The organism is Enterobacter cloacae complex sp. FDA-CDC-AR_0132 (assembly GCF_003010695.1).
Taxonomy (GTDB): domain Bacteria; phylum Pseudomonadota; class Gammaproteobacteria; order Enterobacterales; family Enterobacteriaceae; genus Enterobacter; species Enterobacter ludwigii.
In genome coordinates this window covers 3,252,266-3,274,193 of the sequence record NZ_CP027618.1, presented here as the reverse complement: position 1 = coordinate 3,274,193, position 21,928 = coordinate 3,252,266, and the positions used below count along the sequence as shown (strand labels likewise).

16 protein-coding genes are annotated in these 21,928 nt (G+C 56.2%); 8 read left to right on the top strand and 8 right to left on the bottom strand.

Annotated elements, in window-relative coordinates; genetic code table 11:
* Positions 1-105 precede the first annotated feature (105 nt).
* Both ftsK and lrp read right to left on the bottom strand, forming a co-directional pair.
* On the bottom strand, positions 106-3,936 hold the full coding sequence (ftsK, locus tag AM379_RS15770; RefSeq protein WP_032677793.1) for a DNA translocase FtsK: 3,831 nt from the start codon (positions 3,934-3,936) through the stop codon (positions 106-108).
* A 135-nt stretch (positions 3,937-4,071) separates the two neighbouring features.
* Positions 4,072-4,566, bottom strand: coding sequence for a leucine-responsive transcriptional regulator Lrp (gene lrp, locus AM379_RS15765; RefSeq protein ID WP_000228469.1), 495 nt, complete (start codon positions 4,564-4,566; stop codon positions 4,072-4,074).
* Positions 4,567-5,109: 543 nt separating this feature from the next.
* Here lrp and trxB point away from each other — a divergent pair.
* The 5 genes from trxB (at position 5,110) to infA (ending at position 10,934) form a co-directional block, all read left to right on the top strand.
* On the top strand, positions 5,110-6,078 hold the full coding sequence (trxB, locus tag AM379_RS15755; protein WP_025204565.1) for a thioredoxin-disulfide reductase: 969 nt from the start codon (positions 5,110-5,112) through the stop codon (positions 6,076-6,078).
* 114 nt (positions 6,079-6,192) lie between these two features.
* Positions 6,193-7,959: a heme ABC transporter permease/ATP-binding protein CydD gene (cydD, locus tag AM379_RS15750; protein ID WP_049022116.1), complete on the top strand. Its 1,767-nt coding sequence runs from the start codon at positions 6,193-6,195 to the stop codon at positions 7,957-7,959.
* Positions 7,959-9,680: a heme ABC transporter ATP-binding protein/permease CydC gene (cydC, locus tag AM379_RS15745; protein WP_106503891.1), complete on the top strand. Its 1,722-nt coding sequence runs from the start codon at positions 7,959-7,961 to the stop codon at positions 9,678-9,680. Before cydD ends, cydC begins: the two co-directional genes overlap by 1 nt.
* Positions 9,681-9,726: 46 nt before the next feature.
* A complete protein-coding gene (gene aat, locus AM379_RS15740) occupies positions 9,727-10,431 on the top strand; it encodes a leucyl/phenylalanyl-tRNA--protein transferase (RefSeq protein WP_020884834.1) in 705 nt (234 codons plus the stop codon).
* Between the two features lie 284 nt (positions 10,432-10,715).
* Entirely contained in the window at positions 10,716-10,934 is a 219-nt protein-coding gene (gene infA / locus AM379_RS15735; protein WP_002211347.1) for a translation initiation factor IF-1, read from the top strand.
* Between the two features lie 70 nt (positions 10,935-11,004).
* Here infA and AM379_RS15730 read toward each other — a convergent pair whose 3' ends face one another.
* The 3 genes from AM379_RS15730 to clpS all read right to left on the bottom strand — a co-directional run bounded on the left by AM379_RS15730 (position 11,005) and on the right by clpS (position 14,455).
* Positions 11,005-11,451: a hypothetical protein gene (locus AM379_RS15730; RefSeq protein WP_032677789.1), complete on the bottom strand. Its 447-nt coding sequence runs from the start codon at positions 11,449-11,451 to the stop codon at positions 11,005-11,007.
* Between the two features lie 375 nt (positions 11,452-11,826).
* A complete protein-coding gene (gene clpA, locus AM379_RS15725; protein ID WP_020884836.1) occupies positions 11,827-14,106 on the bottom strand; it encodes an ATP-dependent Clp protease ATP-binding subunit ClpA in 2,280 nt (759 codons plus the stop codon).
* 28 nt (positions 14,107-14,134) lie between these two features.
* Entirely contained in the window at positions 14,135-14,455 is a 321-nt protein-coding gene (clpS, locus tag AM379_RS15720) for an ATP-dependent Clp protease adapter ClpS (protein WP_006174393.1), read from the bottom strand.
* Between the two features lie 267 nt (positions 14,456-14,722).
* On the opposite strand from clpS, the gene cspD reads away from it, so the two are divergent.
* Positions 14,723-14,944 (top strand): cold shock-like protein CspD, encoded by a 222-nt coding sequence (cspD, locus tag AM379_RS15715; RefSeq protein WP_008499993.1) that lies wholly within the window; start codon positions 14,723-14,725, stop codon positions 14,942-14,944.
* 70 nt (positions 14,945-15,014) lie between these two features.
* Here the strand turns inward: cspD and macB are convergent, their stop codons facing one another.
* A complete protein-coding gene (gene macB / locus AM379_RS15710; protein WP_032677788.1) occupies positions 15,015-16,955 on the bottom strand; it encodes a macrolide ABC transporter ATP-binding protein/permease MacB in 1,941 nt (646 codons plus the stop codon).
* Positions 16,952-18,067, bottom strand: a complete 1,116-nt coding sequence (macA, locus tag AM379_RS15705; protein ID WP_032677787.1) for a macrolide transporter subunit MacA — start codon at positions 18,065-18,067, stop codon at positions 16,952-16,954. Before macA ends, macB begins: the two co-directional genes overlap by 4 nt.
* A 159-nt stretch (positions 18,068-18,226) precedes the next feature.
* Between macA and AM379_RS15700 the strand changes: the two genes are divergently transcribed.
* A complete protein-coding gene (locus AM379_RS15700; protein ID WP_032677786.1) occupies positions 18,227-19,183 on the top strand; it encodes a VirK/YbjX family protein in 957 nt (318 codons plus the stop codon).
* Here the strand turns inward: AM379_RS15700 and AM379_RS15695 are convergent.
* Positions 19,180-20,838, bottom strand: a complete 1,659-nt coding sequence (locus AM379_RS15695) for an ATP-dependent endonuclease (RefSeq protein ID WP_014169354.1) — start codon at positions 20,836-20,838, stop codon at positions 19,180-19,182. The two genes, AM379_RS15700 and AM379_RS15695, sit on opposite strands and share 4 nt — an antisense overlap.
* A gap of 289 nt (positions 20,839-21,127) precedes the next feature.
* Here AM379_RS15695 and aqpZ point away from each other — a divergent pair, with 289 nt between their 5' ends.
* Positions 21,128-21,823, top strand: a complete 696-nt coding sequence (gene aqpZ, locus AM379_RS15690; protein ID WP_025204573.1) for an aquaporin Z — start codon at positions 21,128-21,130, stop codon at positions 21,821-21,823.
* The last annotated feature ends 105 nt before the right edge of the window (positions 21,824-21,928 follow it).

The window sequence follows — 21,928 nt, the reverse complement described above, 5'->3', positions numbered from 1 at the left end:
TCCCGATATGGGGTTCTGCCCTCTATTGTGTACCTGCCCGAAGGCAGGCGACAGAAGAAAATGCTTAATTTTGGCTGATTTACCCTTCTTTGCAATCACTGAAGGTTAATCAAACGGCGGCGGTGCCAGCACCTCACGGTTACCGTTGTGCCCCTGCTCGCTCACAATGCCCTGCGCTTCCATCTGCTCAATGATGCGCGCTGCGCGGTTGTAGCCGATGCGGAACTGACGCTGCACACCCGAGATAGAGGCTTTACGTTTTTCGGTGACGAAGTTAACCGCCTGGTCAAATAACGGATCCAGCTCCTCGCCGCCGTCCAGGCCACCACCGCCGCCTTCGCTTTCGCTGTCGGAGGTAATGCCATCAACATATTGCGGACGACCGCGCGCTTTCCAGTCCTGCACCACGGCGTGAACTTCCTGGTCGCGAACAAAGGCGCCGTGAACACGCACCGGAGAGGTGGAGTTCGGGCCAGAGTAAAGCATGTCCCCCATACCCAGCAGCGACTCCGCGCCACCCTGGTCGAGAATAGTACGCGAGTCAATTTTGCTCGATACGGTAAACGCGATACGGGTTGGAATGTTCGCTTTGATCAGACCCGTAATGACGTCCACAGACGGACGCTGCGTCGCCAGAACCAGGTGGATGCCGGCCGCACGCGCTTTTTGCGCCAGACGTGCAATCAGCTCTTCCACTTTTTTACCGACGGTCATCATCAGGTCAGCGAATTCATCCACCAGCACGACGATGTAAGGCAGTTTTTCCAGCACCGGATGTTGGGCATCCATGCTGTCGCCCGGTTTCCAGTAAGGGTCCGGAATCGGACGGCCCATCCGTGCCGCCTCGGCGATTTTCTCGTTATAACCGGCAAGGTTACGCACGCCCAGCGCAGACATCAGCTTGTAGCGACGCTCCATCTCATTAACGCTCCAGCGCAGAGCATTGGCCGCGTCTTTCATGTCGGTAACCACTTCTGTCAGCAGATGCGGGATACCTTCATAGACCGACAGTTCCAGCATTTTCGGGTCGATCATGATGAAACGAACATCTTCCGGCTGCGCTTTATAGAGCATGCTGAGGATCATGGCGTTCACACCGACGGATTTACCGGAGCCGGTGGTACCAGCCACCAGCAGGTGAGGCATTTTTGCCAGATCGGCCACCACCGGCTCGCCCGCAATATCTTTACCCAGAACCACGCTCAGCGGTGACGGGTTATCGCGGAACTTCGCGTTATCCAGGACTTCGCGCAGGTAAACGGTCTGACGTTTCTTATTCGGCAGTTCAAGACCAACATAAGGTTTACCCGGAATAACCTCTACAACACGCACCGCCACGGTCGACAGAGACCGCGCCAGGTCACGGGAAAGGTTAGAAATACGCGCGGCTTTTACGCCTGGTGCCAGATTAAGTTCGAAGCGAGTGATCACCGGCCCTGGGGAGTAGTTGACCACATCAGCCTTGATACGGAAGTCCGCCAGACGCGCTTCCACCAGACGAGCCATCTGCTCAAGAGCAAAGGTATCGACCGGCTCGACTTCAGCCGGCGGTGGAGTTAACAGATCCAGCGACGGCAGAGGCGTGCTTGGACGCTGCAGCGGACGGCTGTCGCCGTTACGCATCAGCAGCGGGTGAATGAGACTCTCCTGCGGCTGTGCCTGAGGCTGCTGGAACTGCGGCGGCTGTGGTGGCTGCTGCGGTTGCGCGTAAGCCTGCGGCGCCAGTTGCTGCGGCTGTGCATACGCCTGCGGTGCCGGTTGTTGCGGTTGTGCAAACGCCTGCGGCGCCGGTTGCTGCGGCTGTGCATACGCTTGCGGTGCCGGTTGCTGCGGTTGTGCATACGCCTGCGGTGCCGGTTGTTGCGGCTGTGCATACGCCTGCGGCGCTGGCGCAGTCTGCGGACGCGTCGGTTCAGCGTCCGGCATCACGCTCGGCGTGAACAGCGGCTCGCTCGGGCCATCATCAACCAGATCTTTTATTGGGGAGAATTCAAAATCCGACAGCGAGAACGGATTCGCTCCAGCAGGCTGCTCACCGGCATAACGCTGCTGCTGCGTGGCCGCGAACTGGCGCGCTAATTCCGCCTCAGCCGCGTCATCTTCGTCTTGCGGATGATGCACTTCATGCTGGTATTCTTCGCCATAGCGCTGATGCTGCTGCGCGGCGAACTGGCGCGCCAGTTCATCCTGATGCATTTCATCAACGTCATCTTCATACTCATTCTCGCGCGCTTTCTCCTCAGCCATACGCTGAGAAGGGAGCTTGATACCGTAGGAGGCCAGCTCACGCCGCGTTGGCACGCGAACACGGTTTGGGCGAGGTAACTGCGGGCCAATGCCCTCTTTCACCTGTGGACGTGGCGCACCGCCTGTGGCGAGGCTAAAGACCGGGGCAGCCGCAGCGGCTGCCGCTGTAGCCTGCTTCACGCTTTCAGCAACAGGTGCAACGGCAGGCGTTGGATCAACCGGAGGAACCGAAACAGAAGGGGCTTTAGTTACAGGCTCCTGCACCGGTTCAGGCACAGGCTGATACCAGGCCGCCAGCTGTTCACGCTCGCGGGCACGACGCTCTTCGACCTCTTCAAAATAGTACAATGGCGGACGAGACGGTTTCGCCTCTTCCACCACGTCAGGCTCTGGCTGAGGCGCTACGTATGGCTGTTCAGGTTCAACCGGCTGCGGCACGTACTCCTGATGAGGCTGTGCGGCAGGCTGCGCATACTGCGGATATCCCTGAGGCTCATATGCCGGCTCCGGCTGATAAGGCTGCTGCCAGGCTTCCTGCTGGACAGGAATATAGCTCTCTGGCTCTGGCGCAATAACCGGCTCAGGCGTATGAACGCCAGGGGCGGTTTGCCACTCCACCTGAGGTTGCTGAATGGCGGATTCGGGTGGTGGAACCGGTGCTGAAGGCATCACCGCATCGGCTGGAGCGGCATACGCCTGTGAAGCCGTAGTGGCGGCGGCCGCTGCAGCGACCGGCTCGGTCACGGAGTGGCCATTTAACAGCGGGTCGTATTCATCAAACGCTCCCGGCGTGGCACGGTTGCCAGAGAAGAGCACATCGTTTGGATCGACAGCCGCACCGGCTGCACGATATTCAACCTGATCGTCTTCATCCATGCGTTTGCCGGAGAAGAGCGCCGCATCGGTTTTACGGCCTAGCGGGTTGGCAAATTTCTCGGCAACACGCTGACGACGCGCCAGCGCGCCGCGCATAATGCGGGCACGACGAGATTCGCGACGCTGTACGGGAGCATCGTCTTCCTCTTCGTACTCATCTTCATATTCATCTTCGTCAACCCACGTATCGTCGCGACGGGTACGGTTGCTGGCGAAGGTCAGGAGGGTGAGGATAAAGCTGCCGATCTTCTCAGCGATGCTCACCCACGACCAGCCGGTGAACAGCGTCAGTCCTGCCGCCCAGATGCAGAGCAACGCAAGCGTGCCACCGCTGCTGTGAAGCATGGGCTGTAGCGCAGAGCTCAACAGGCTGCCGATCACCCCGCCAGAGGCGAAATACCAGATATCATCGGCGTTGATAGCCGCCAGCCCACACGAGGTGAGGATCAGCGCCAGTGCGCCAATCAGGCGCAGCGACACCGCGAAATAGTCGATATAGTCATCGTTTTGACGATGGCGCCAGGCAAACCAGCATCCGCCAATGATAATGACGGGAAGGGTGTAGGCCATCACCCCGAAAATGAAGAAGAGCGTATCTGCAAGCCAGGCGCCGGGAACACCGCCTAAGTTATGGATAGGCTCATGCCAGGCGGTTTGTGACCAGCTGGGATCTGAGGGGTTGAAACTGAGTAGGGCTGCCATCAGCCAGACGGCAAAAAGGGCAATAACAATCAGCAAAGCCTCGAGGAGACGACGTCCGCTGCTTAGCTTCGATAATGTGACTTCTTTGTCTTCAGTGTATTCCTGGCTCAAGAAAGGCTCTCCAGGTATCAGGCATATCCTGCCTGTTTGCTAAAACGGACAACAGCGCCGGGTATCCCCGGCACTGTTGCTGTATGGATTAACAGGAGTGTAATCAAACTACACTGATTTTGCACCTGTTCCGTGTTAGCGCGTCTTAATAACCAGACGATTGCTCTGTTTGACTTCTTCCATCACCACATAGGTACGGGTGTCATTCACGCCCGGCAGACGCAGCAGGGTTTCACCTAGCAGCTTACGGTAGGCGGACATATCAGGCACACGGGTTTTCAACAGGTAGTCGAAATCACCGGATACCAGATGACACTCTTGAATTTCTTCAAGTTTTTGTACAGCGGCGTTAAATTGCTCAAACACATCCGGCGCACCACGATTCAGAGTAATCTCAACAAATACCAGAAGTGAGGCATCCAGATAATGCGGGTTCAACAGAGCCGTATAGCCCTGAATGAAACCCTGTCTTTCCAGTCGGCGCACACGCTCAAGGCACGGCGTCGGGGAAAGTCCCACACGTTTTGAAAGCTCGACGTTGGAAATACGCCCATCCTTTTGCAATTCATTAAGAATGTTACGATCGATACGGTCGAGATCTTTGCCAGGGCGCTTCTTGCTATCTACCATTATTATTGTCTCTCTGTATTCCTTCCCTACTCCTGCCTGGACCCTGTGCACATCACTGTTCAGAGCCTGTACCCGTTAGTCATCACATCGCCTGGTTATGTATTAGACGCGATGCGGATTCGGGTTCTGTTGGTAAGAAGACCGTTGCCCGAAGGCAGTCACCGATATCACGTATGGCGTCTGTCCACGCCATGCGTAGATTTCACTGACCCGGTAAAAATGGCATTTACGTGCATGCCTATGCGGCATGCGGTTAACGCGGTTTTTTTCTTCCTTGAATGTTTTCGCAAAAGCGCAGGGGATTGTCAAAGCAAAACATCGATTTTTAGTACAACATGCCGGATATTCATTACGGCAGGGTATTAATCCTCATTTTATTGCCGTACAAACGAGCGAATTTCGGCGCAAAGCGTGATGTTATAGCGCTTAATTCATCGTCGCTGGCTATTGCACATATCGATATCAAAATTGCTGCGCTCTTTTTTTACGACAACAAATTCCCTACAATCCAGCCAAATGTCTGCCAACAACAATGGGGATCTCATGGGCACGGCCAAACACAGTAAGCTGCTAATTCTTGGTTCTGGACCTGCGGGATATACCGCGGCGGTCTATGCTGCACGCGCTAACCTGCAACCGGTTCTGATTACCGGCATGGAAAAAGGCGGTCAGCTGACCACCACCACGGAAGTGGAAAACTGGCCAGGCGACCCGAACGACCTGACCGGGCCGCTGCTGATGGAGCGTATGCACGAGCATGCGACGAAATTCGAAACCGAAATTCTGTTCGATCATATCAATAAGGTTGACCTGCAGAACCGTCCGTTCCGTCTGACGGGCGACAGCGGCGAGTACACCTGTGATGCGCTGATCATCGCGACCGGCGCTTCTGCCCGTTACCTCGGTCTGCCGTCTGAAGAAGCATTCAAAGGCCGTGGCGTTTCCGCCTGCGCAACCTGCGATGGTTTCTTCTATCGCAACCAGAAAGTGGCGGTTATCGGTGGCGGCAACACTGCCGTGGAAGAAGCCCTTTATCTGGCGAACATCGCCTCTGAAGTGCACCTGATCCACCGTCGTGACACCTTCCGCGCAGAGAAGATCCTGATCAAACGTCTGATGGATAAAGTGGCGAGTGGCAATATCGTGCTGCACACCAACCGTACCCTGGAAGAAGTCACGGGCGATCAGATGGGCGTTGCCGGTCTGCGTATTCGTGATACCCAGAACACCGATAACGTCGAAACGCTGGAAGTGGCGGGTCTGTTTGTGGCGATCGGTCACAGCCCGAACACCGCGATTTTCGAGGGGCAACTGGAGCTGGAAAACGGCTACATCAAAGTGCAGTCCGGTATTCACGGCAACGCGACCCAGACCAGCATTCCTGGCGTATTCGCTGCTGGCGATGTGATGGACCATATCTACCGTCAGGCGATCACCTCTGCTGGCACCGGCTGTATGGCCGCGCTGGACGCTGAACGCTACCTCGACGGGCTGGCGGAACAAGGTAAATAATCTTTACAAGTCAGTAACAAACGTAAATAAAGGCGGCGATAAGTCGCCTTTATTGTCTCTCCGTTGTAACATTGCGCTGCCCAACTTCTAATAACGTCACCTGCTAAGTACGCAATGGAAAAAACCCGTCAACAAGAGTTAACACGCTGGCTGAAACAGCAAAGCGTTCTTTCCCGCCGCTGGCTAACAATCTCCCGTTTTCTGGGGTTTGTCAGTGGTCTGTTGATTGTTGCCCAGGCATGGCTGCTGGCCCGCATTCTTAATCACATGATCATGGAGAACATTCCGCGCGAAGCACTCCTGTTGCCCTTTATCGTCCTGATCCTGATTTTTGTTCTTCGTGCCTGGGTGGTCTGGCTGCGTGAGCGCGTGGGTTTTCACGCCGGACAGCATATCCGCTATGAGATCCGCCGTCAGGTGCTTGACCGCCTTCAGGAGGCCGGTCCGGCGTGGATCCAGGGTAAACCCGCGGGAAGTTGGGCGACGCTGATCCTTGAGCAGATTGACGATATGCATGACTACTATGCGCGCTATCTGCCACAGATGGCGCTAGCCGTCTTCGTTCCGTTGCTGATTGTCATCGCCATTTTCCCGGTCAACTGGATGGCAGCGCTGATCCTGCTGGGCACAGCCCCGCTGATCCCGCTGTTTATGGCGCTGGTGGGCATGGGCGCCGCGGACGCTAACCGACGTAACTTTCTGGCTCTGGGTCGCTTAAGCGGCCATTTCCTTGACCGTCTGCGCGGCATGGAAACGTTGCGCATTTTTGGCCGCGGTGAAGCGGAAACTGAAAATATCCGCCTCGCATCGCAGGATTTCCGTCAGCGCACCATGGAAGTGTTACGTCTGGCGTTCCTCTCCTCCGGCGTACTCGAATTCTTTACCTCGCTGTCGATTGCGCTCGTGGCAGTCTACTTTGGCTTCTCGTATCTCGGCGCGCTCGATTTTGGCCACTACGGCACGGCGGTGACCCTTTCAGCCGGTTTCCTTGCGCTGATACTGGCCCCCGAATTTTTCCAGCCGCTTCGCGATCTGGGTACCTTCTATCATGCAAAAGCGCAGGCCGTGGGCGCGGCTGACAGCCTGAAGACGTTTATGGAAACGCCACTGGCGCATCCGGAACGCGGTGACGTGATGCTGAACGCCAAAGAGCCGGTTACCCTTGAAGCGCGTGATTTCTCCATTCTGTCGCCTGAAGGCAACGTGCTGGCAGGCCCGCTTAACTTTACCCTTCCGGCCGGAAAACGTGTGGTGCTCGTAGGCATCAGCGGTTCAGGGAAAAGCTCTCTGCTCAATGCGCTATCGGGTTTTATGGCCTACACCGGATCGCTGCGGATCAACCAAACTGAACTGCGCGATCTCGATCCGCTTGCCTGGCGTAAACAGCTTAGCTGGGTGGGACAAAACCCTCAGCTTCCTGCCGCCACGTTGCGAGACAATGTGCTGCTGGCTCGCCCGGATGCACGTGACGATGAACTGCAATCCGTGCTCGACCGCGCCTGGGTCAGCGAGTTTCTGCCGCAGCTTCCGCAGGGTGTCGATACCGTTGTCGGTGACCAGTCTGCCGGCCTGTCAGTCGGTCAGGCCCAGCGTGTGGCGGTTGCCCGCGCGCTGCTTAACCCATGCCAGCTCATGCTGCTCGACGAGCCAGCAGCGAGCCTTGACGCACACAGTGAGCAACGCGTCATGGATGCCCTGAATGCGGCCTCGCGGCAGCAGACCACCCTGATGGTCACCCATCAGCTGGAAGGTATTGCTGACTGGGATCAGATCTGGGTTATGGAAAATGGTCATATTGTTGAGCAAGGCGATTACGCCTCTCTCGTTGCCGCGCAGGGCCCGTTTGCCACCCTGCTGGCAAACCGTCAGGAGGATATCTGATGCGTGCTCTGCTTCCCTATCTTGCGCTCTATAAACGCCATAAATGGATGCTGCTGCTGGGCATTGTGCTGGCGATTGTTACCCTGCTTGCCAGCATCGGTCTGCTTACGCTCTCCGGCTGGTTCTTGTCCGCTTCGGCCGTCGCGGGGTTCGCGGGTTTATACAGCTTTAACTATATGCTTCCGGCGGCAGGCGTTCGCGGCACCGCAATCACGCGTACTGCCGGACGTTATTTTGAGCGTCTGGTCAGCCACGACGCCACTTTCCGCGTGCTACAGCACCTGCGCATTTACACCTTCAGCAAACTGTTACCCCTCTCCCCTGCCGGGCTGGCGCGTTTTCGTCAGGGTGAGTTACTCAACCGTGTCGTAGCCGATGTCGACACGCTGGATCACCTTTACCTGCGCGTCATCTCACCCATCGTGGGGGCGTTTGTGGTGATTGTGGTGGTCACGCTGGGGTTGTCGGTTCTGGACGTTCCCGTTGCGCTCACGCTGGGTAGCATCATGCTGCTGACGCTGATTATCCTGCCACCGCTGTTTTATCGTGCAGGTAAATCCACCGGAGAGAACCTGACGCGACTGCGCGGCGACTACCGACAGCAGCTGACATCCTGGCTGCAGGGACAGGCGGAACTGACCATTTTTGGTGCCAGCTCGCGTTATCGCAGTCAAATGGAAAGCACTGAGCTGAACTGGCATGAAGCTCAGCGCCGCCAGTCGGAGCTGACGGCATTCTCCCAGGCGCTGATGATGTTAATCGGCGGCGTGGCGGTCATCGCCATGTTGTGGATGGCTTCAGGTGGTGTAGGTGGAAATACCCAGCCCGGCCCTCTGATTGCCCTCTTCGTTTTCTGCGCCCTGGCCGCGTTTGAAGCGCTGGCCCCGGTGACGGGCGCCTTCCAGCATCTCGGACAGGTCATCGCTTCTGCCCTGCGCATCACCCAGATTGCCGAGCAGGAGCCGGAGGTTACATTCAGCGGCGCTCAGACCGCCGTGCCGGCGCAGGTTGCGCTGACCCTGGATAACGTCACCTTTGCCTATGAAAAACAGGCGCAAAACGCGCTGGAAGGGATCACGCTGTCTGTTAAAGCAGGCCAGCGGATTGCGCTCCTCGGTCGTACCGGTTGCGGTAAATCCACCCTTCTTCAGTTGCTGACCCGCGCCTGGGATCCGCAGCACGGTCAGATTCGGTTTAACGATACGCCGCTGACCGACTTCAGCGAACAGACGCTGCGCAAGACCGTGAGCGTGGTTCCGCAGCGCGTGCACCTCTTCACCGCGACGCTGCGTGATAACCTGCTGCTCGCGGCACCTCAGGCCTCCGACGATGATCTGCGCGCCATGCTGGAGCAGGTTGGGCTGCAAAAACTGCTTGAGAACGACGGGCTGAACGGCTGGCTCGGGGAAGGCGGTCGTCAACTCTCCGGCGGCGAGTTGCGCCGTCTGGCGATTGCACGCGCGTTGCTGCACGATGCGCCGCTGATGCTGCTTGATGAACCCACCGAAGGGCTGGACGCAACAACCGAGAGCCAAATCCTTGATTTACTGGCCCATGTTATGATCGGAAAAACCGTGCTGATGGTCACCCACCGCCTGCGCGGGCTGGCGAGTTTTGATCAGATAATTGTGATGGACAACGGACATATTATTGAGCAAGGTAGTCACACAGAACTGTTGGCGAAACAGGGTCGCTACTACCAGTTTAAACAGCGTCTGTAGACTATATTTGTACCGATCCTAACTCGCGTATTGGAGTTCTGCTGTCATGCGCCTGGTCCAGCTTTCTCGTCATAACATCGCGTTCCCTTCGCCGGAGGGAGCGCTGCGTGAACCTAATGGGCTGCTGGCCCTTGGCGGCGACCTCAGTCCTGCGCGGCTTTTGATGGCTTACCAGCGCGGCATTTTCCCGTGGTTTTCACCCGGCGACCCGATTTTATGGTGGTCGCCCGATCCCCGTGCCGTGCTGTGGCCGGCGCAGTTTCACCTGAGCCGCAGCATGAAGCGTTTCCATGCGAAATCACCCTACCGCGTCACCCTGAATCATGCCTTCGGTCAGGTCATTGAAGGCTGTGCCGAAGACCGTCATGAAGGAACCTGGATCACCCGCGATATCATTACCGCCTATCACCAGCTGCATGAGCTGGGTTTCGCGCACTCCATTGAAGTCTGGCAAGACGGTGAACTCGTCGGCGGGATGTATGGCGTTGCGCAGGGGACGCTGTTTTGCGGCGAATCGATGTTCTCCCGTGCCGTGAATGCCTCGAAAACCGCGCTGCTGATCTTCTGCCAGGAGTTTGCCCAGCGCGGCGGAAAACTGATGGATTGCCAGGTCCTCAATGAGCATACTGCCTCGCTCGGCGCGGTTGACATCCCCCGCCGTCACTACATAGAACATCTGGATGTTTGCCGTCAGGAGAAGCTGCCGCGAGACTTCTGGGTACCAAGAACGCTCTTTATGCCCAATGCCTAAATGTTTTCCGCATATTTTTTGTGAGGGTGTTATAATTATGCCGCAGAGTAGGTTCTGCCTGTTGCCTCGCCGCCGTTTGGGTCCTCCGCTTCAGATAACGTCCTGACGTTTATCCTGTTGTATCCCCTTTACGAATGCGCTTTCCGTTCGGTTGTACCGTGACGCTTGGGCAATGCGCCGAAACTATTTTGCTGCGTTTTAAACGCGCAATTCTTTACTTAATTGATGAATTTCGGCATTATCTTGCCGGTTCAAAACTTGGTAGTGATACCCCAGAGGATTAGATGGCCAAAGAAGACAATATTGAAATGCAGGGTACCGTACTTGATACGTTGCCTAACACCATGTTTCGCGTAGAGCTGGAAAACGGTCACGTGGTAACTGCGCACATCTCCGGTAAAATGCGCAAAAACTATATCCGCATTTTAACGGGCGACAAAGTGACTGTTGAACTGACCCCGTACGACCTGAGCAAAGGCCGCATTGTCTTCCGTAGTCGCTAATTGTTTTCGCCTGTAATGGCAGATGAATATATAAAGGTCGGGTTAACCCCGGCCTTTTTTATTTAACGGTTTAATGCCGGGCAGGAAGATGTATTGTCATGCGGGGCTGCGCCGGCGTGATTAAATCCCCGGCCATGGAATGCGCCATATCATGCAGCAATCCCGTCAGGTGCGGCAGCATATCCCGATCAAAATGGGACACCAGCAGCACGTGGTTTACTGCCCGGCAGTAGTCACACTTTGTTTCGGTATCTTCCAGTAGCCACGCTTTTTGTCGCGGTGGTTCAGCGTCCTCCTCAAATTCCACTATCTGAAAATCACGCATTGATTCTGTGAGTCCGCTTTTGACTTCTTCCAGATACGCGCCTAAACAGCGGCACACGGGCTGCGTTTGCGGGTGGGCGTTGCAGTCCAGCAGAATTTCGGTGAGCAGCATGCAGCGCCCGGCCAGGGTCGGGAGATCGGGGTTGAGGGAGAGTTCGCTGTAGAGCTGGGAGAAACAGTTTTCTGTATTCATTGGGTAATACCTTCACACACGTTGAGTTACCACCGCAGGAAACGCCAGATTCGCTGGCGGCGGACGAAAAGGAATTGGCGTACCAGTGTGTGTGCTACTGGCGCTTCAAAAGAAGCTTCCGATTCGCCCGCCAGATGCAGAATTATACCCTTTTCCTTAGGGCGAACGAAGCCTGCAGCAATGGTGCTGCTCACACACTTTCAGGACGCCAATCCTGACACCTGATTTTGCAGGTGCGCCGCCATTCTAGGACTGTGAATTTATACAGCAATGAGTGAGATGAAAATATGGAAAGCGCCTCGCAAAGTTTCGGTGTGAGCAGGCATAAAAAAACCGGGCAGTGTATTGCCCGGTTTTTAAGACTAATGCTGGAAATTAGTGAGCCGCTTCCGGCTTGTGCTTCTGCGCACTCTGGAAATCGTACGTCAGCTCATTCTTCTCCTGGTCCAGCGCGACCGTCACCTGACCGCCGTCTACCAGCAAGCCAAACAGCAGCTCGTTCGCCAGCGGTTTCTTCAGGTTGTCCTGAATCACACGCGCCATTGGACGGGCCCCCATCGCACGGTCGTAGCCTTTCTCAGCCAGCCAGTTGCGGGCCTCCTGGCTCACTTCCAGCGACACGCCTTTCTGATCCAGCTGAACCTGCAGCTCGACGATGAACTTATCCACTACCTGATGGATAACCTCGGTAGAGAGGTGATCGAACCAGATGATGTTGTCCAGACGGTTACGGAACTCCGGCGTAAAGATCTTCTTGATCTCTTCCATCGCATCGGTGCTGTTATCCTGATGGATAAGACCGATAGATTTACGCTCCGTTTCACGTACACCGGCGTTGGTGGTCATTACCAGCACTACGTTGCGGAAGTCCGCCTTGCGCCCGTTGTTATCGGTCAGCGTCCCGTTGTCCATCACCTGCAGCAGGATGTTGAACACGTCCGGGTGCGCTTTCTCGATTTCATCGAGCAGCAGTACCGCGTGCGGATGCTTGATCACCGCGTCGGTTAACAGACCGCCCTGGTCAAAGCCCACATAGCCCGGAGGCGCACCAATCAAACGGCTGACGGTGTGACGCTCCATGTACTCGGACATATCAAAACGCAGCAGCTCAATGCCCAGCGCTTTGGAGAGCTGAACCGTGACCTCGGTTTTCCCCACACCGGTCGGACCGGCGAACAGGAAGGAACCGACAGGCTTATGTTCATGCCCCAGTCCGGCACGGGCCATCTTGATGGCTTCGGTTAACGCCTCAATGGCTTTATCCTGCCCAAAGACCAGCATTTTCAGGCGATTGCCAAGGGTGCGCAGCGTGTCACGGTCGCTCTGAGAAACGCTCTTCTCAGGGATACGCGCGATACGGGCCACCACGGTCTCGATATCCGCCACGTTAACGGTTTTCTTACGCTTGCTGGCCGGCATCAGACGCGCACGCGCCCCTGCCTCATCAATCACGTCAATGGCCTTATCCGGCAGATGACGATCGTTGATGTATTTCACCGCCAGCTCCACCGCCGCACGTACCGCTTTGGCGGTATAACGCACATCGTGGTGTGCTTCGTACTTCGGTTTCAGACCGTTGATGATCTGCACGGTTTCTTCAACAGAAGGTTCAGTCACATCGATTTTCTGGAAACGACGCGCCAGGGCACGATCTTTCTCAAAAATGTTGCTGAACTCCTGATACGTTGTAGAGCCAATCACGCGGATCTTACCGCTGGAGAGCAGCGGTTTGATCAGGTTAGCGGCATCCACCTGGCCACCCGAGGCCGCACCGGCACCGATGATGGTGTGGATCTCATCGATAAACAGAATGCTGTTGGTGTCCTGCTCAAGCTGTTTCAAAAGCGCCTTAAAGCGTTTTTCAAAATCGCCGCGGTATTTAGTGCCCGCCAGCAGCGAGCCAATGTCCAGCGAGTAAATAGTGCAATCGGCAATCACTTCCGGTACGTCGCCCTGCACAATACGCCAGGCGAGACCTTCGGCAATCGCGGTTTTACCGACGCCAGATTCACCCACCAGCAGTGGGTTGTTCTTGCGGCGACGGCACAATACCTGGATCGCGCGCTCCAGCTCTTTATCGCGACCAATCAGCGGGTCGATACCGCCAACGCGAGCAAGCTGGTTGAGATTGGTGGTGAAGTTTTCCATACGATCCTCCCCGCCTGCTTGCTCTTCATTGTTATTGACCTGATTGCTGGAATCCGATGCCTGGTTCGGCTCGTCTTTACGCGTTCCGTGAGAGATAAAGTTAACCACGTCGAGTCGGCTGACTTCGTGTTTGCGCAGCAGGTAGGCAGCCTGTGACTCCTGCTCGCTGAAGATGGCGACCAGCACATTTGCGCCCGTCACTTCGCTACGTCCGGAAGACTGGACGTGGAATACCGCACGCTGCAACACGCGCTGGAAGCTGAGCGTCGGCTGCGTGTCGCGCTCTTCTTCACTGGCTGGCAGCACCGGTGTGGTTTGTTCGATGAAGGCTTCGAGTTCCTGACGTAGCGCCACCAGATCCACGGAGCAGGCTTCCAGCGCTTCGCGGGCAGATGGGTTGCTAAGCAGTGCGAGCAGTAAATGCTCGACGGTCATAAACTCATGTCGGTGCTCACGCGCTCTGGCGAAAGCCATATTTAAACTGAGTTCCAGTTCTTGATTGAGCATAGGCACCTCCCCCAAATTTTATGCCTTATCAGGCCTTTTCCAGCGTACACAGCAACGGATGCTCGTTCTCCCTCGCATAATCGTTCACCATCGCGACTTTGGTCTCCGCCACTTCGGCGGTAAAGATGCCGCAGATAGCTTTGCCACGATAATGAACGGTAAGCATCAGTTGCGTTGCACGTTCTACATCATAAGAAAAGAACTTTTGTAGCACGTCAATAACAAATTCCATCGGCGTGTAATCATCGTTCATTAACATAACTTTATACATAGATGGCGGTTTTAGCGCGTCACGCACTTTATCTTCCGCCAGCTGGTCAAAATCCAGCCAGTCGTTGGTCTTACCCATTTTGCATAACCACTTTGAATCTACCTCAGATGTTAGATAACAATCATCTATTACTGTCATCCGCGATGTCTGTCACAAACTGTTGCAATAGCGTTAACTGCTTCAAACTTTGGTTGATTATTGTCCCATCTCAAGCGCCAAACGCTTGACGACTTCTTTCGTTTCTCTAAATTGTACAAGCGTGAGATGGCGAGGTTTTGAACAGCCCCCACTCCACCACCGGTTCATTCCATCTTAACTTATAAGATTTACGAAGGATGTCGAAGCATGGAAATGGGTACTGTTAAGTGGTTCAACAACGCCAAAGGGTTTGGCTTCATCTGCCCCGAAGGCGGCGGCGAGGATATCTTCGCTCACTATTCCACCATTCAGATGGATGGTTACAGAACGCTCAAAGCCGGGCAGTCCGTCCGGTTCGATGTACACCAGGGACCCAAAGGCAATCATGCAAGCCTGATCGTACCCATTGAAGCAGAAACGGTCGCATAGCTCTCTGTTTTATTGTGTACATCCCGCCGTCAAAATGCCAGCCCGATCGGCTGGCATTTTTATTTTCAGCCTATTCGCGAGCCAACGCATCCACAGGATCCAGACGCGCCGCATTGCGGGCAGGCAGCCAGCCAAACAAAATGCCGGTAAAAGTCGAACACAAAAATGCGGTAAGAATGGCCACCGGCGAGAAACCAATCTCCCAGCCGGGTAAAAAAAGCTGCAGAGCAAACGCGATCATCATCGACAGCGCAATGCCCATCGCGCCGCCCACCAGACACACCAGCACCGCTTCAATCAAAAATTGCTGCAGCACATCGCTGGCTCTGGCACCGACTGCCATGCGGATGCCAATCTCCCGGGTACGTTCCGTGACCGATACCAGCATGATATTCATCACCCCGATACCGCCAACCACCAGCGAGATCACCGCCACCAGCGTCAGGAACAGCTGAAGAGTACGTGTGGTCTTTTCCGCCGTTTTCAAGAGACCGTCCATGTTCCAGGTGAAGAAATCTTTCTTCCCGTGACGCAACGTCAGCAGCCGTTCCAGCTGTTGCTCGGCCTGCGCGCTGTCGTAGCCCTCCTTCACGCGAACGGTGATGGAGTTCAGCCAGGACTGCCCCATAATCCGTCCGGAGATGGTGGTATAGGGCAGCCAGACGCGCAGGATCTTGCTGCTGCCAAACATCGACTGTTTCTCTTCCGCCACGCCAATCACCGTCGCAGGCATGTTTCCGACAAGGATAACCTCGCCCACCACGTTGGTTTTATTGGGGAAGAGCTGCCGGCGCGAGTTGGCGTCAAGCACCACCACCTGCGCCCGGCCCGCTAACTGCTCGGCATTGAAGGTGGCACCTTCGCTGAAGGTCATGCCATAGACGTTAAAGTAATCGCCGCTGACACCGTTGGCGCTGGCAGCAACGTCAACATTGCCTACCCGCAGACGGAGGTTTTGCGAGACCGCCGGCGTGGCCGAATTTACCCACGGCTGCTTCTGGATAGCCGCCAGATCGTCGTACTTCAGCGACTGCTGATACTGCGGCTCGTCATCGCCAAAATCTTTGCCGGGATAGACATCAATGGTGTTGGTCCCGATGGCCCGAATATCCGCCAGCACCAGCTGTTTGGCCGCGTCGCCCACGACCACAATCGACACCACCGAGGCGATACCAATGATGATGCCCAGCATGGTCAACAGGGTGCGCATTTTGTTGGCGGCCATCGCCAGCCAGGCCATGGTCAGCGCCTCACGAAACCCGCTGGAAAATTGTCCCCAGCCGGTTGACGCCGGCAGGACTTCTTTCGGCGCCGCCGCCCGGGCGTGTCGCGCCGGCGGGTTGCTGACCAGCTCTCCGTCGCGGATCTCAATGATGCGCTCGGCCTGTGCAGCCACCTGCGGATCGTGGGTAACGATGATGACCGTATGCCCCTGATCGCGAAGCTGGTGAAGGATCGCCATCACCTCTTCACCCGAATGGCTGTCGAGCGCCCCGGTCGGTTCATCTGCGAGGATCACCTGACCGCCGTTCATCAGCGCGCGTGCGATACTGACACGCTGCTGCTGGCCGCCGGAAAGCTGCGAGGGCTGGTACTCCACCCGTTCCGCCAGCCCCAGACGCGTCAGCAGCATCTGGGCGCGCTCAAGGCGTTTTTTCCGCTCGACGCCGGCATAGACCGCCGGCACTTCGACGTTCTGCGCCGCCGTCAGGTGAGAGAGCAGATGGTAACGCTGGAAGATAAAACCGAAATGTTCCCGCCGCAGTTTTGCCAGCGCGTCACCGTCCAGCGTGGAAACATCCATTCCGGCCACCCGATAGGTGCCGCTGGTGGGTCTGTCCAGACAGCCGAGAATATTCATCAGCGTCGATTTACCGGAGCCGGACGCACCGACAATCGCCACCATCTCGCCCGCTTCGACGCGCAGGGTGATCCCCTTCAGCACCTCAACCGGGCCATCGCCCGACGGATAGCTACGACGAATGTCATTCAGCTCAAGCAACGCCGTCATTTAGCGGCTCCGGGCAGGCTTTCGCTGGTGACAACCTCCTCACCCTCTTCCAGCCCTTTGACCACCACCACGTCGGTGTCATTACGTGCACCAATGACCACTTCTCGCTCACGCGTTTCGCCGTTGCGCAGCACTTTCACTTTATAGCGGCTCTCGCCGGTGGATTCACCCAGCGCAGAGAGAGGAATGGTGAGCACATTTTTCACGCCGGTAAGCTGAATGTGCACCTGTGCGGTCATGTCCAGACGCAACACGCCCTGCGGGTTAGGTACCTCGAAGCGCGCATAGTAGAAGATGGCATCGTTCACTTTTTCCGGCGTCGGCAGAATGTCTTTTAGCGCGCCTTCATAGCGCGTCTGAGGATCGCCGAGGACGGTAAACCAGGCTTTCTGCCCCGGCTTCAGATGAATAACATCCGCCTCTGAGACCTGGGCTTTCACCAGCATGGTGCTCATGTCCGCCAGGGTCAGAATGTTGGGCGCCTGCTGCGCCGCAATCACCGTTTGCCCCTGCAGCGTGGTAATTTGAGTCACTTCCCCGGCCATGGGCGCCACAATCTGCGTATAGTCGAGGTTGGTTTTGGCCGTATCCAGCGAGGCCTGGTTGCGCTTGATCTGCGCATCGATAGTCCCGATCTGCGCCTGCTTAACCGCCAGCTCGGTGGCGGCCGTGTCTAAATCTTGTTTCGAGATGGCCTGCGTTTTGGCCAGCGCCTGCTGACGCGTTAACGTTACCTGGGCCAGGTTGCGCTCAGCCTCCGCCTGTGCACGCTGGGCACGCAGTTCCATGAGCGTGGCTTCCACCTCACGGATCTGGTTTTGCGCCTGCTCAGGATCGATAACGCCCAGCAGCTGGCCTTTTTTCACCTTGTCGCCAATCTCAACCGACAGCGTTTTCAACTGACCGCTTACCTGTGCACCCACGTCAACCTTGCGCAGGGCATCCAGTTTTCCCGTCGCCAGCACGTTTTGCTGCAGCTCGCCCGGACGGACAATCAGTGTTTGATACTGTGGTACAGGGGCATTCAGGATCTGCCATAGCCAGAACCCTCCCCCGATAACAATTACCGCCAGCAGCAGAAACCACGTTCTGCGTTTTCCCTTGAGGTTCATAAATATTCCAAATAAATGTTCTGGCAATTATAAACGTTGATTCTATCTAAACGACTCCTCAACGAAACCCCCGCGCACCGAAATCGCCTCAATTTGTTGATGAGTTATTGAAATTTCGCCTGCTGAAATAGAGCCCTTCCTTCAGAAGCAGGATCTAACATGTCTTCCATCGTCGATACACTTTTTTCTCATCAGCCCCAGCCTAAATCCGGCTGGCAGCTCTTCAATAATCTGGCCTTCGGGAAGATCACTCCGGGGCTGGCATGGCAAAACCCCGCTTATCGACGTAAATTCATGCTCCGTTCGCTGATGACACCGTTCAGCACCACGCGTCTGCTGTCAGCGCTGGCAAAGCAGCCGCGCCTGATGCAAATGTTGCAGGTGCAGCCGGGGCTGCCGTGCCGCCTGCACCGCCCGTGGTTAACGGTGGACATGGATCGCCGACAGGCGCTGGAATCGCTGACCTGGCACTACCAGACAATGACGCGCCAGCTTCCGGCAACGCTGGTCAAGGGTTACCTTTCACCGCAGGGGGCAACCCTGCTGACCCTGACCGGAAAAGACGAACAGCAGTTTACTGTGCGCCTGTGCGCCGACGCCTTCATGGATAAAGAGGGTGAAGCCACCCTCGTCTTTTGTAACCATCAGAATACCGTGCTGGCGGAAATGACCTTCACGCTGTGCCCGTTTGAAGGAAAAACAACGCTGTTCATTGGCGGCCTGCAGGGGGCAAAAGCACATGTTCCACATGAACTGATCCAGGGGGCGACCAAAGCGTGTCACGGCCTGTTCCCGAAACGCCTGCTGGTTGAAACGGCAATGACGCTTGGCGCAGCTTTCCCGGTTGAGCATATTGTCGCGGTGAGTAACGCCACGCATATCTACCGCAGCTGGCGTTACCGCAAGAAAAAAGAGGGAAAACTGCTGGCCGATTATGACAGCTTCTGGCTCTCCCTCGGTGGGCAAAAACAGGATAACGGCCACTTCATGCTGCCGCTCGCCATGCCCCGTAAGCCGATGGAAGAGATTGCGAGCAAAAAGCGCGCTGAGTACCGCCGCCGCTATGCGCTACTGGACAGCCTGACGCAACACGTCACGCAGGCGACCCGCGCTTAATCCGCTTTCCCGCGTGCCAGCCACAGCACGCGGGAGAACATCTTGCGCAGCAGTGTCGGCACGGACTCCACGCCACGTCTCCCCGCTTCCGTCGCCACCTCAATCGCTAAATCAGGTTTTGAAGAGCGGTGGATGGCTTTGGCAATCACGCGCCGCATGTTCATTGGCACATCCACCGGCACCATCGCAATCCGGTGGAACACGTCGTCGAACCCCTGACGGTACATAAAGTGCTCCATGTCCATGGCCGGCAGCATGGTTAAGTGGTCGCGCTCTTCTTCGCGCTCATTATTTAGCAGGCCACGCACGGTCGCGGCATATTTTTTCCCCGCCTCGTCACCATCCACCAGCACATGCCATTCAATGCCCATCCGCCGGGCGAATTTGATCAGCGGCTTGATCCCCGACTGGGCAAATTCGATGACCTTGATACCTTCGGCATCAAAATGGTGGCCGCACTGACGCGCCAGTTCGTTGATAACCCAGGTTTCCGTTTCTCCCTCAACCAGCAGCCAGCAGCGGGCGAACAGCGACGACGCACGATTAAAGCGGATGTGGAACGAGATACGACGTCCCTCTTCCGCGTTCATCCCGCCCGGCCCGAGGCGATAGGCGGTGACGCGGGAAGACTCACGTACCAGACGGCAGACGTGCTCAACCGGGGTCAGGGACAATAACTCGCCGGAATTGGTGGTGGTCACGCGCTGCAGCGGCAGCAGATTCAACAGGTGCCACGCCACCGAGAGCATGATCGGGTGCAGGCGCGTTTCCGGGTCTTCCACCAGCAGCAGCGGCCGGGCGTCACGGTCGAGACGAACGGTGCCCTTGGCCTGCAGAAGCGTCGAAAACAGCCCCAGCAAAATCACCCGATGGGTACGGCCACCGGGCCTGTCAATCATCCGGTTTATGATATCGAGGTAACGCCAGCTGCGTTGTTCATCGTGAGAGCGGCGGCGCATCAGACGATGGCGCGACTCCGACGTCCCCTGCTCGGAAAAATAGTGTTCCAGCAGTTGTACCATTGCCGACAACCCCTGGCGGATTTGACCATCGGTCAGATTTTGCGGACGCGCCACCAGCTCTCGCGCCAGGAAATCCAGCTCGCGGGCGGTCACTTCCACTTCCGGCATATTTGGTACAGTGCCGTTGCGGATCCGCCGCATAAAACGCGCATCACGCAGGCGCAACACCGGCATCAGGCGAATCAGGTGGCGAGCCAGGTCGTCGATGTCATCCAGCGGAATGGGGTTGGCTTTCTCATCGAGGAAATCACGCAGGGTTAATACGCCCTCGTTTTCTGCCATCTCACCTTCCAGCCGGTAGAAAATCCGGTGGAAACCGTCGTCGCACGGGACCCAGCAGGGTGATAACGGCCGGAAGCGACGCACGCGGTGACGCCCCGGCTCGGATTCGCGGAACGTCAGAATAATGTGCAGGTGTTTTTCGCGGCCATTCACATCGCCGGGAGGAAACCAGAAATCATCATGGGCAAAGTGATACAGATCGTCTTCGGGCGAAAGCAGCAGCGTCAGCGCATCCAGAAGGCTGGACTTACCCCACGCGTTCTCACCGATCAGGACGTTGTTCTGCTCAAGCTGCAGCGACAGGCGGTTAATACCGCGGAACCCAACAATTTCCACACGTTCGAGAAGCATAAATCCCCCGCGAGATGATCACTTTTTCCTTTAAGTTATCAGCAGTATAGCGGCAGGAACTTTGACACGACAGCACAACCTTCGTGCTGTAGAGAATTGGTCTATGCTCTATTTACCGTCGATTTGAACAAGGAATGACATCACGTTGCCATAAATCAAATTAACCGAATTAATTTTAGTGGCGAAGGGATGTTTTTGTTTTTAAAATAATGGCTCTTTGAGTCGTCATCCCTTTTTTGACGATATCCCGCACGCAGGAACGCGTGTGAAGTTTATTATTGAGGTGGTTATGTTTAGAAAATTAGCAGCAGAATGCTTTGGTACATTCTGGCTGGTGTTTGGTGGCTGCGGTAGCGCCGTTCTGGCAGCAGCATTTCCGGAATTAGGTATTGGTTTTGTCGGCGTTGCGCTGGCATTCGGTTTAACCGTATTAACCATGGCGTTTGCCGTGGGTCATATTTCCGGTGGTCATTTTAACCCGGCGGTGACATTAGGTTTATGGGCGGGCGGTCGTTTCCCTGCTAAAGAAGTCATTGGTTATATTGTGGCCCAGGTTGTTGGCGGGATTATTGCTGCAGCGGTTCTGTACGTTATTGCCAGCGGTAAAGCCGGCTTTGACGCCGCCGCAAGCGGCTTCGCCTCAAACGGTTTCGGCGAACACTCCCCTGGCGGTTACTCCATGCTCTCTGCCATCGTGATTGAAATTGTGCTGACCGCAGGCTTCCTGCTGGTGATCCACGGCGCAACCGACAAACACGCCCCGGCGGGCTTTGCACCTATTGCCATTGGTCTGGCGCTGACGCTTATCCACCTGATCTCTATTCCGGTCACCAACACCTCCGTAAACCCGGCGCGCAGTACTGCCGTCGCTATTTTCCAGGGCGGCTGGGCGCTTGAGCAGCTGTGGCTGTTCTGGGTAATGCCAATCATCGGCGGTATTCTGGGCGGCGTGCTGTATCGCACCCTGCTGGAAAAACGCGATTAATTGCGTGTGCAGTCGGGTAGCACTTACGCTTACCCGACCTGCATGACAACACTCAGGCCGGGTCAGGCGTTGCTGCCACCCGGCTTTTTTGTTGCTCCTTTACCT

Coding starts and splice junctions, on each gene's coding strand:
- lrp (WP_000228469.1), bottom strand. CDS start 4,566: ATGGTAGATAGCAAGAAGCGCCCTGGCAAAGATCTCGACCGTATCGAT.
- trxB (WP_025204565.1), top strand. CDS start 5,110: ATGGGCACGGCCAAACACAGTAAGCTGCTAATTCTTGGTTCTGGACCT.
- cydD (WP_049022116.1), top strand. CDS start 6,193: ATGGAAAAAACCCGTCAACAAGAGTTAACACGCTGGCTGAAACAGCAA.
- cydC (WP_106503891.1), top strand. CDS start 7,959: ATGCGTGCTCTGCTTCCCTATCTTGCGCTCTATAAACGCCATAAATGG.
- aat (WP_020884834.1), top strand. CDS start 9,727: ATGCGCCTGGTCCAGCTTTCTCGTCATAACATCGCGTTCCCTTCGCCG.
- infA (WP_002211347.1), top strand. CDS start 10,716: ATGGCCAAAGAAGACAATATTGAAATGCAGGGTACCGTACTTGATACG.
- AM379_RS15730 (WP_032677789.1), bottom strand. CDS start 11,451: ATGAATACAGAAAACTGTTTCTCCCAGCTCTACAGCGAACTCTCCCTC.
- clpA (WP_020884836.1), bottom strand. CDS start 14,106: ATGCTCAATCAAGAACTGGAACTCAGTTTAAATATGGCTTTCGCCAGA.
- clpS (WP_006174393.1), bottom strand. CDS start 14,455: ATGGGTAAGACCAACGACTGGCTGGATTTTGACCAGCTGGCGGAAGAT.
- cspD (WP_008499993.1), top strand. CDS start 14,723: ATGGAAATGGGTACTGTTAAGTGGTTCAACAACGCCAAAGGGTTTGGC.
- macB (WP_032677788.1), bottom strand. CDS start 16,955: ATGACGGCGTTGCTTGAGCTGAATGACATTCGTCGTAGCTATCCGTCG.
- macA (WP_032677787.1), bottom strand. CDS start 18,067: ATGAACCTCAAGGGAAAACGCAGAACGTGGTTTCTGCTGCTGGCGGTA.
- AM379_RS15700 (WP_032677786.1), top strand. CDS start 18,227: ATGTCTTCCATCGTCGATACACTTTTTTCTCATCAGCCCCAGCCTAAA.
- AM379_RS15695 (WP_014169354.1), bottom strand. CDS start 20,838: ATGCTTCTCGAACGTGTGGAAATTGTTGGGTTCCGCGGTATTAACCGC.
- aqpZ (WP_025204573.1), top strand. CDS start 21,128: ATGTTTAGAAAATTAGCAGCAGAATGCTTTGGTACATTCTGGCTGGTG.